The organism is Vibrio sp. 1978 (genome assembly GCF_033344345.1).
The window spans coordinates 1-706 of sequence record NZ_JAWPOP010000450.1 but is presented as its reverse complement, the minus strand read 5'-3'; the positions used below and the strand labels follow the sequence as shown (position 1 = coordinate 706).

General features: G+C 49.6%; 1 protein-coding gene. It reads left to right on the top strand.

The window, feature by feature from the left end:
• The coding region (locus R8N49_RS27165) for a VC_2705 family sodium/solute symporter (RefSeq protein ID WP_318190456.1) at positions 1 to 706 on the top strand (706 nt) is incomplete at both ends.

Here is a 706-nt window from a genome sequence, read left to right as displayed (position 1 = left end):
TCATTTTGGCTTACACTATTCCTGCAATCTTTATCTCTCTGCAGCTTACCGGCAATCCAATTCCACAAATAGGGCTCGGCAGTACCATGGCCGGCACCGATGTCTATCTGTTGGATCGGCTCGACCAAGTGGTGACGGAGCTCGGCTTTAGTGAATACACCACTCAAGTCCGCGGTGACACGCTAAACATGTTCGTTTACACCATGTCACTGATGATCGGTACTGCAGGTCTGCCACACGTAATCATCCGTTTCTTCACTGTACCGAAGGTGCGTGATGCACGTACCTCTGCAGGTTGGGCACTTGTGTTCATCGCTATCCTATACACAACGGCTCCAGCAGTATCAGCAATGGCACGTCTAAACCTAATGGATACCGTTAACCCAGCGCCGGGCCAACACTTGGCTTATGACGAACGTCCTACTTGGTTCAAAAACTGGGAGAAAACGGGTCTGCTAGGCTTTGATGATAAGAACGGTGATGGAAACATCAACTACACATCAGATGCTGCAACTAACGAACTGAAAGTTGATAACGACATCATGGTACTGGCTAACCCTGAGATCGCGAAACTACCTAACTGGGTTATCGCACTGGTCGCAGCGGGTGGTCTAGCGGCAGCACTATCAACCGCAGCGGGTCTATTGCTGGCGATTTCGTCCGCGATTTCCCATGACTTAATCAAAGGGGTAATTAACCCGAATAT